This is a genomic window from Pseudomonas sp. (genome assembly GCF_030150285.1).
Taxonomy (GTDB): domain Bacteria; phylum Pseudomonadota; class Gammaproteobacteria; order Pseudomonadales; family Pseudomonadaceae; genus Aquipseudomonas.
Window position 1 is genome coordinate 118,382 of the sequence record NZ_JASLGE010000054.1, and the last position, 7,807, is coordinate 126,188.

Consider the following 7,807-nt stretch of genomic DNA (forward strand, 5'->3'; position numbering starts at 1 on the left):
AGTCGCTGCCGAAGGCGGTGAAGGTGCGCGAAGCGCGCCTGCTCAAGCGCTTCACTCACCTTCACAGCCTGTTTCAAAGGCCTACAACGCCACGTGGTACGGGTTACGCGGGTCATGGTTCCAGTCCAGGAACGGCTTGCCGGTGTTCTGCGGCACCATTTCGATACAATCCTCGACCGGGCACGTGATCTGGCACAGGTTGCAGCCCACGCATTCGTCATCAATCACTTCGTAAAGGCGGGTACCGTCGGCTTGTTTCAAGCTGGCAATGGCCTGGTGCGAGGTGTCTTCGCAGGCAATGTGGCAGCGGCCGCATCCAATACAGGCGTCCTGATCGATTTTGGCGATCACCTGGTAATTGATATCCAGATATTTCCAATCGGTGGTATTACCCACAGCGCGGCCGGAAAAGTCGTCCAGGCTGGCGTAGCCTTGGCTGTCCATCCAGCGCGATAAACCATCCTTCATCTCTTCAACAATGCGAAACCCGTGCAGCATCGCGGCCGTGCACACTTGCACCGAGCCGCAGCCCAGGGCAATGAACTCAGCGGCATCGCGCCAACTGCCAATGCCGCCAATGCCCGAGATCGGTAAGCCCCGGGTCTGAGGGTCGCGGGCAATTTCGGCCACCATGTTCAGCGCAATCGGTTTGACGGCTGAGCCGCAGTAGCCGCCGTGGGTGCTTTGGGTGCCCACCACGGGCAGGGCGACCATGCGCTCCAGGTCGACGCTGGTGATCGAGTTGATGGTGTTGATCAGCGACACGGCGTCCGCACCGCCGCGATGGGCGGCACGCGCGCTGAGGCGCACATCGGTAATGTTGGGCGTGAGTTTGACGATCACCGGCAGCGAGCAATACGTCTTGCACCAGCGGGTCACCATCTCCACGTACTCCGGCACCTGGCCCACCGCTGCGCCCATGCCGCGCTCTGGCATGCCGTGGGGGCAGCCGAAGTTCAGCTCAATACCATCGGCACCGGTGGCCTCCACCAGCGGCAGAATGTATTTCCACGAAGCCTCTTCGCACGGCACCATCAGCGACACAATTAACGCTCGATCGGGCCAGTCCTTCTTGACCTGAGTGATCTCGCGCAAATTGATTTCAAGGGAACGGTCGGTAATCAATTCGATATTGTTGATGCCCATGACTTCGCGGTTCGGTCCGAAGTGCGCCGAATAACGCGACGACACGTTGACAGCAGCGGGGTCTTCTCCAAGGGTCTTCCAGACCACCCCCCCCCAGCCGGCCTCATAGGCGCGCACCACGTTGTAGGCCTTGTCAGTCGGCGGCGCTGAGGCCAGCCAGAACGGATTAGGGGCTTTGATACCGGCGAAGTTAATCGAGAGATCGGCCATTTACGCAGCCTCCTGGTTGAGCATGAGTCGGGCATGGATAGCTTCAGCGGCCAGTTTGCCGTGCTGCACGGCCTGCACGGTGAGGTCCTGGCCCAGTGAGGTGCAATCGCCGCCGGCGTACACGCCAGGCACGCTGGTGCACAGGTGTTCGTCAACCTGAATGCGGTCGCCCACCCTGGCGAGCGAATGCGCCACGGGATCACTCAGCGCCGCTTCATCGAAGGCCTGACCGATGGCCTTGAACACGGCGTCGGCGGCCAGTTCAAACGTCTCACCCGTGGTGTGCAGCCGCCCGTTCTCATATTGCGTGCGGGCAAAGCGCATACCGCGTACTTGACCCTGCTCGTCCAGCAGCACTTCATCCGGTTGCGCCCAGGTGATCAGCCGCACCTGATTGGCCTTGGCGATGTCCTGTTCGTGCCCGGTGGCCCCCATGTCCTCCAGCCCGCGGCGGTACACCAGGCTGACTTCACGGGCCCCCAGGCGGGCCATTTGCACCGCCATGTCGATGGCCGTGTTGCCCGCGCCCAGCACAATGCAGTGTTCGGCCAAGGGCAGTTGGGTCAGGTCATCGCTCTGGCGTAATTCGCGGATGTAATCGGTGGCTGCCAGCAGCCCCGGAGCCTCCTCATGGGCCAGGCCCAACTGGCGAGTGGCCGCCAGCCCCAGCCCCAGAAAAACCGAGTCAAATTGTTGCTGCAATTCGCTCAGGGTCAGGTTGTCGCCCAGGCGCTGGCCATGGCGCACTTCAATGCCGCCAATGCCCAGCACAAAATCCACTTCGCGTTGAGCGAAGTCGTCCACCAGTTTGTACTTGGCGATGCCGTATTCATTGAGCCCGCCGGATTTTTCCCGCGCTTCGAAAATCACCACCTCGTGGCCGTGCAGGGCCAGGCGGTGGGCGCATGCCAGGCCTGCCGGGCCAGCACCGACCACGGCGATGCGTTTGCCGGTCGGTGCCGCGCGCTGGAACGGGTGTTCACTGAACTCGGCATGGTCGACGGCATAACGCTGCAACAGACCGATCAATACCGGGGCACATTCCTGCGCGTTGTTGCGCACGCAGGCTTGCTCGCACAGCACTTCGGTCGGGCATACCCGGGCACAACTACCGCCGAGAATATTGGACGAAAGAATTTTCTGTGCTGCACCTTGCACGTTTTCCTGCTGGATATTGCGAATAAACGACGGGATGTCGATATCGCTGGGGCACGCGTTAACGCAGGGTGCGTCGTAGCAATACAGGCAACGTGCGCTCTCCAGTTCGGCCTGGCGGGCGTTCAGCGGCGGTGCCAGGTCGGTGAAATGGCTGGCCAATACCAGCGCATTGTCGTGGGGATGCGGTAAGTGGTTCAGGGATTTGATCACGATTACTACCTCACGGTTGTGGGGATCGTCCTGCCTCTGTCGGGCAGTGGGCGTACAGTCAGCGCTTAACCGCCACGGGTTGATGGTGCTCGGCGCGTTTTTTCAGCAAATCGTAAACAGCGGGGTAGGCGGGGCGCTCGATATAGCGCCCGGCACCGCGTTCGGCTCGCAAGTCACCATCGGCCCATACCACGCGACCCTGGCTGATGGTGTGGCTCGGGATGCCGCGCACGGTCTTGCCTTCGAAAATATTGAAATCGACCTGCTGGTGGTGAGTCTTGGCGGAAATCGTGCGGGTGCCCTGCGGGTCCCACAGCACCAGGTCGGCATCAGCCCCCACCTGGATCGAGCCTTTGCGTGGGTAAATATTGAAAATTTTCGCTGTGTTAGTGGACGTCAGCGCTACGAAGTCCTGCAGGGATAAACGCCCGGTGTTGACGCCTTCGTCCCACAGCACGGCCATGCGATCTTCGATACCCGCCGTGCCATTGGGGATTTTGCTGAAGTCGTCGCGGCCCGCTGCTTTTTGCTCGGCGCAAAAGCAGCAGTGGTCAGTGGCGGTGGTGTGCAGGTTGCCCGATTGCAGGCCCTGCCACAGCGCCTCCTGATGCCCGCGCGGGCGGAAAGGCGGGCTCATCACGTAACCGGCGGCGGTCTGCCAGTCGGGGTGCTGATACACGCTGTCGTCCAGCAACAAATGCCCCGCCAGGACTTCGCCGTAGACGGGCTGGCCCTGGCGGCGGGCGTAGGTGATTTCATCTAGCGCTTCGCGGGTCGAGACATGCACCAGGTACAGCGGCGTGCCGAGGGTTTGCGCGATGCGAATCGCGCGGCTGGCGGCTTCGCCTTCCACTTGCGAGGGGCGTGACAGCGGATGCGCCTCGGGGCCGGTCATGCCTTGCGCCATAAGCTTGCGTTGCAGGTGGTACACCAACTCGCCATTTTCGGCATGCACTGTGGGCACGGCTCCCAGTTCCAGGCAGCGCTCAAAGCTGGCCACCAGGGTGTCATCGGCCGCCATGATGGCGTTTTTGTAAGCCATGAAATGCTTGAAGCTGTTAATCCCGTGATGGCTGACCAACTCGGCCATCTCTTCACGGACCTGCTCGCTCCACCAGGTGATTGCGACGTGGAACCCGTAGTCGGACGCCGACTTCTGCGCCCAGCCGCGCCACTGCTCAAAGGCCTCCAGCAAAGACTGCTGCGGGTTGGGAATCACAAAGTCGATAATCGACGTTGTGCCGCCTGCCAGACCGGCCGCCGTACCACTGAAGAAGTCTTCACTGGCCACTGTGCCCATAAACGGAAGTTGCATATGCGTATGAGGGTCAATACCCCCTGGAAGTAAATATTGGCCGTGGCCGTCCAATACTTCGCAACCGGCGGGAACATCGAGATCAGTTCCAATTGCGCGGACTAGACCGTCTGCACAATAAACATCTGCTGCATAAGTTTCATCATGGGTCACAAGCGTAGCGCCACGGATTAACAGTGACATACCGAGTTCCTCGCAGGCAGACCGGCTATGGCCGGCTCTAGGTGTTGTTAGTGTCAGCGCAGTGCAGGCTTCATTCCTGTCACTGGTGTCAGGAATGAAATCTAGTGGGTTGTTGGTAAATGATCAAACTTTATTTTAAAAGTTTTTATATTTATATAAGCATATGATTTATAAGTATATTTATATGAAATCCCCAAAATAGTGCGCGGCCACACCATTTTGACGCACTTGACAGGATTTAAATATGAGCGAAGTTTCTTATGCTAAATCAGATGCTTGTGTTGGCTGTTTGCGGGCTAAGCTGAGATAAAAGTTAATAAACGTGCACCTAAGTGTTTCGTTTTATTCTATGGGCGGTCAGTTGAGCAGAGGAATAACCACTACAAATAAGAATGAGAGTCATTAAGAAGTTTGTTGTTTGCGTGTTAAACCAAGCAGTTACAAGTAACAACAACCATTGCACGGAACGCGGGATGTAACTCGGCACACTTCTTGATTGCCGCTGCCAACACCAGACGGGCCGATGCACAGTTGTGAATGCCCAGGCAGCGAATCGCACTGCGTGAAGACGCAGATGTCATCACTAAAACAAGAGAGTGAACGACCATGCAACCGAGCAGATCCCAAGTCACCGAACGTAACGGTTTGTACGAATTGGAAGCCGGGCCAGAAGTTCTCGACAGCCCCCGTTACAACTCGGATATCGCCCCCACCCATGTTCGGGAGCGCACCTGGAACAAATGGCACATCACCGCGTTGTGGGTGGGCATGTCCATTTGCGTGCCCACCTACACCCTGGGCGGCGTCTTGACCGCCTATTTCGGGCTTTCGGTGGGGGAGGCCCTGCTGGCGATTCTGCTGGCCAATATCGTGGTGCTTATCCCGCTGACCCTGAACGCTTTTGCCGGCACCAAATACGGCATCCCCTTTCCTGTGCTACTGCGTTCGTCCTTCGGCATCATCGGCTCCAACGTACCGTGCCTGATTCGGGCGTTGGTGGCGTGCGGCTGGTTCGGCATCCAGACGCTGTTTGGTGGCCTGGCCATTCACCTGTTTCTGGGGTCGGTCTTCGAGGGCTGGAAAAGCCTCGGCGGTACCGGCGAAGTGATCGGTTTCATGCTGTTCTGGGCGCTCAACCTGTGGGTGGTGTTGCGCGGTGCCGAGTCGATCAAATGGCTTGAAACCGTTTCCGCCCCGTTACTGGTGCTGGTAGGCCTGGGCATGCTGGTCTGGGCGTTACCCAACGTATCAATGACCGAGTTGCTGGCCCAACCGGCCAAGCGTCCGGAGGGGGCCAGTGTTTACGGTTACTTCTTCGCGGGGCTTACGGCCATGGTCGGGTTTTGGGCGACGTTGTCCCTCAACATCCCGGACTTCAGCCGCTATGCCAAAAGCCAGAAAGACCAGATTCTGGGGCAGATATTCGGCTTGCCGTTGACCATGTTCCTGTTCGCCGCGCTGGGCGTGGTCATGACGGCAGCCTCCGAGAAGCTGGTGGGCGTCACGGTATCGGACCCGGTCAGCCTGATCGGCCATATCCAGAGCCCCGGCTGGGTGGCGCTGGCCATGGCGTTGATCATCATCGCCACGTTGTCCACCAACACGGCGGCCAACATCGTGTCCCCCACCAACGACTTTCAGAACATTGCCCCCAAACTGATCAATCGCACCTCGGCGGTGATGATCACCGGGCTGGTAGGCCTGGCGCTGATGGGCCATGAGTTGCTCAAAAAGTTGGGCCTGCTGGTGTCTGACGTCAGCCTGGAAACCGTGTATTCCAACTGGCTGCTGGGCTATTCAAGCCTGCTGGGGCCCATCGCGGGCATCATGGTGGTGGACTACTTCATCATCCGCCAGCAAAAGCTCGACTTGGCCGGGCTCTACCAGGATGGCGTATACCCGGCATGGAACTGGAACGGCTTCATCGCCTTCGGTCTGCCCGTTGCCTTAACGTTGATGTCTCTGGGCAGCAGCGCATTCAGTTGGTTTTACGATTTTGGCTGGTTCACCGGGTCACTGCTGGGTGCGGCGATCTACTACGGATTATGCCGCCTGAGCCGGCCACAAACGGTCATCGCAAAAACTCCGGTTTGACCTGACTTCCTATAAGAAATGACGTGAGGAGAACACCATGAACGCGCAACTCAAGCCTGCACAGTCGATCAACAGCGAGCGCCTGTGGGCCTCGCTCATGGAACTGGCGCAACTGGGTGCCACCGTGAAGGGCGGCGTGTGCCGCCTGGCCCTGACCGACCTTGACCGCCAGGCCCGCGACCTGTTCGTGCGCTGGTGCGAAGACGCCGGTTGCACCGTCAGCGTTGATGCCGTGGGCAATATTTTTGCCCGCCGAGCGGGCCGTCGCCCGGAGCTACCGCCGGTGATGACCGGCAGCCACATCGACACCCAACCCACCGGCGGCAAATTTGACGGGTGCTTTGGCGTGTTGGCGGGGGTTGAAGTACTGCGCACGCTCAATGACCTGGGTATCGAAACGGACGCGCCGTTGGAAGTGGTGGTGTGGACCAACGAAGAGGGCTCACGCTTTGCGCCGTGCATGATGGGCTCGGGCGTGTTTGCCGAGAAATTCACCCTTGAAGAGACGCTGGCCAAAACCGACGCCCAGGGTGTCACCGTCGGCGAGGCGCTCAATGCCATTGGCTATGCGGGCAAAAGAAAAGTCAGCGGCCACCCGGTGGGGGCGTATTTTGAAGCCCATATCGAACAGGGCCCGATTCTGGAGGATGAGCGCAAAACCATTGGCGTGGTGCTGGGAGCCCTTGGCCAGAAATGGTTCGACCTGACCCTGCGTGGCGTCGAGGCTCACGCGGGCCCGACACCCATGCACCTGCGCAAGGATGCCCTGGTGGGAGCAGCTGCGGTGGTCGCCGCGGTCAACCAGGCTGCCCTTGGCCATCAGCCCCATGCGTGCAGCACAGTCGGCTGCCTGCAAGCGTATCCGGGCTCGCGCAACGTCATCCCGGGCGAAGTGCGCATGACCCTGGACTTCCGCCACCTGCTGCCGGAGCGCCTTGACGCCATGATCGACCAAGTGCGTGGTGTGATTGAAAGTACCTGCCAGCAGCATGGCCTGAGCTTCGAACTCACCCCCACGGCCGACTTCCCGCCGCTGTACTTCAACCCGGATTGCGTCAACGCCGTGCGCGAAGCGGCCAACGAACTGGGCTTATCCAACATGGACATCGTCAGCGGTGCCGGTCACGACGCCATCTTCCTCGCGGAACTGGGCCCGGCGGGCATGATCTTCGTGCCCTGCGAAGGCGGCATCAGCCACAACGAAATCGAAAACGCCGACCCCAAAGACCTCGCGGCGGGCTGTGCCGTATTGCTCAAAGCCATGGTCGCGGCCTCCAAAACCGTGGCCAGCCGAGACTGAACCCTACGGAGCAAAGCCTGTGTGAGGGTATGCCGAGCCACAGCGAGGTGCCGAGTGGTAGGGGCATAAGCGTTTGGCCACTTTGCGCTTTTGTACAGACCGGACACATGGTTGACGGGTGTACGGGGACATGGTGGACACTTTTCGGCGAGCTTATTTCGCCGGAGAGCCATCATGCCTTGGAATACGAG

At 59.7% G+C, this 7,807-nt stretch carries 5 protein-coding genes; 2 read left to right on the forward strand and 3 right to left on the reverse strand.

Annotated elements, in window-relative coordinates:
• Positions 1–81 precede the first annotated feature (81 nt).
• Genes preA through hydA form a run of 3 tightly spaced genes read right to left on the reverse strand, consistent with a single transcriptional unit; the run spans position 82 to position 4,222 of the window.
• Positions 82–1,356 carry an NAD-dependent dihydropyrimidine dehydrogenase subunit PreA gene (preA, locus tag Q1W15_RS12675; RefSeq protein ID WP_300728778.1) on the reverse strand — a complete coding sequence of 425 codons (1,275 nt, stop codon included), beginning with the start codon at positions 1,354–1,356 and terminating at the stop codon, positions 82–84.
• A complete protein-coding gene (locus Q1W15_RS12680; RefSeq protein ID WP_300728781.1) occupies positions 1,357–2,724 on the reverse strand; it encodes an NAD(P)-dependent oxidoreductase in 1,368 nt (455 codons plus the stop codon).
• Between the two features lie 58 nt (positions 2,725–2,782).
• Positions 2,783–4,222 carry a dihydropyrimidinase gene (gene hydA / locus Q1W15_RS12685; RefSeq protein WP_300728784.1) on the reverse strand — a complete coding sequence of 480 codons (1,440 nt, stop codon included), beginning with the start codon at positions 4,220–4,222 and terminating at the stop codon, positions 2,783–2,785.
• Between the two features lie 606 nt (positions 4,223–4,828).
• Here hydA and Q1W15_RS12690 point away from each other — a divergent pair.
• Together Q1W15_RS12690 and Q1W15_RS12695 are read left to right on the forward strand one after the other, a co-directional pair.
• A complete protein-coding gene (locus tag Q1W15_RS12690; RefSeq protein WP_300728787.1) occupies positions 4,829–6,316 on the forward strand; it encodes an NCS1 family nucleobase:cation symporter-1 in 1,488 nt (495 codons plus the stop codon).
• Between the two features lie 37 nt (positions 6,317–6,353).
• Complete coding sequence (locus Q1W15_RS12695; protein WP_300728790.1) at positions 6,354–7,616, forward strand: Zn-dependent hydrolase; 1,263 nt, start codon at positions 6,354–6,356, stop codon at positions 7,614–7,616.
• Positions 7,617–7,807 lie beyond the last annotated feature (191 nt).

What these genes read in the sequence shown, in the direction of transcription:
- preA (WP_300728778.1), bottom strand. Translation starts at nt 1,356, where the DNA reads ATGGCCGATCTCTCGATTAACTTCGCCGGTATCAAAGCCCCTAATCCG.
- hydA (WP_300728784.1), bottom strand. Translation starts at nt 4,222, where the DNA reads ATGTCACTGTTAATCCGTGGCGCTACGCTTGTGACCCATGATGAAACT.
- Q1W15_RS12690 (WP_300728787.1), top strand. Translation starts at nt 4,829, where the DNA reads ATGCAACCGAGCAGATCCCAAGTCACCGAACGTAACGGTTTGTACGAA.
- Q1W15_RS12695 (WP_300728790.1), top strand. Translation starts at nt 6,354, where the DNA reads ATGAACGCGCAACTCAAGCCTGCACAGTCGATCAACAGCGAGCGCCTG.